Origin of the sequence: Dermacoccus sp. 147Ba, from assembly GCF_004151355.1 — a bacterium.
GTDB classification, from domain to species: Bacteria; Actinomycetota; Actinomycetes; order Actinomycetales; family Dermatophilaceae; genus Dermacoccus; species Dermacoccus abyssi.
In genome coordinates this window covers 1-1,306 of the sequence record NZ_SEHL01000024.1, presented here as the reverse complement: position 1 = coordinate 1,306, position 1,306 = coordinate 1, and the positions used below count along the sequence as shown (strand labels likewise).

The 1,306-nt window shown below is 66.2% G+C and carries 1 protein-coding gene; it reads right to left on the bottom strand.

Annotated elements, in window-relative coordinates; genetic code table 11:
• Positions 1 to 22: 22 nt before the first annotated feature.
• Positions 23 to 1,260, bottom strand: a protein-coding gene (locus EVU97_RS14865; RefSeq protein WP_370448545.1) for an IS3 family transposase whose coding sequence is annotated in 2 segments (ribosomal slippage) — positions 23 to 981 and positions 981 to 1,260 — 1,239 coding nt in all. Because the reading frame shifts where the segments join, the coding sequence is not laid out codon by codon here.
• Positions 1,261 to 1,306 lie beyond the last annotated feature (46 nt).

Below are 1,306 nucleotides of genomic sequence, written 5' to 3'. Positions count from 1 at the left end.
TGAATCGCCCTGGGTTTCGTTCCTACCTGCTTCCCTGTCCAGCGAGCGCTGGCTGGGCTGATTCGAGGCCAGCGTAGTACGCCTCCTCGACCTCGACCGGCGTGCGGTAATCGAGCTCGCCGTGGAGACGAGCGTTGTTCCACCACCACACGTACTCGAGCGTCGCGAGTTCGACCTGCTCGACCGTCCGCCACGGGCCCTTCCGACGGATCAGCTCGGTCTTGTAGAGCCCGTTGACGGCCTCGGCGAGGGCGTTGTCGTAGCTGTCACCGACGCTCCCTGTCGACGGGGTCGCGCCGAGCTCGTTGATGCGATCCGTGTAGACGACCGAGAGGTAGTTCGACCCATGATCGGCGTGGTGGACGAGGTCATCGAGCGACCCGCGCGCGCCCCACGCGGCCATGTTCAACGCCTGTAACGGCAGCACCTCCGCGCGCAGCGTCCCGGCGACGTTCCAGCCGACGATCATGCGGGAGAACACGTCGATCACGAACGCGACATACGCCATCCCCGCCCACGTTCCGACATACGTGATGTCCGCGACCCACAACCGGTTCGGCGCGGGAGCGGTGAAGTCGCGTTCGACGAGATCCATCGGCTGCGCGATGGTCGGGTCGGACTTCGTGGTGAACACCTTCTTCGACCGCGCCACCCCGCGCACCCCGGCGAGCTTCATGAGCCGCGCGGTCTGGTCACGCCCGATGTCCCACCCCTCCCGCCGGAGGAGAGCATGCATCTTCCGGACGCCGTAGACGCCGTAGTTCTCCTCGTGAAGACGCTGGATCTCGGGGACGAGGAGTTCGTCCTTCAGCTGCCTGGCGGAGGGCACGCGCGTCTTCGCCGCGCGATACCCGCGCGAGGTGAGGAACCCCGGCACCGCGTCGCGGAGGACGCGGCAGAGGAACTCGACCCCGAACTGATCCCTGTGTTCGTCGATGAAGCGGATCATGCTCGTCAGGGACGGTCGAGTTCCTTCGCGAAAAACACGCTCGCGGCTTTGAGGACCTCGTTCGCCTTCTTCAGCTCGGCGTTCTCACGGCGAAGTCGCTTGTTCTCCTCGGCGACGTCGGTCGGCACGCCGGGGCGCTGCCCGGCGTCGATCTCACGGCGGCGGTGCCACACGCGCAGCGTCTCCGGGCTCATGCCGAGCAGGCCCGCGACATGTCGCACCGCGGACATGAGGTTCGGATGCTCGGGCTTGGCCTCGTCGAGCATCCGCAGCGCGCGCTCGCGCATCTCGGGCGAGTACTTCTGATTCATCGGTTCCATCCTTGCTTGAAGAACGGAACGAAACCCAGGGCGATTC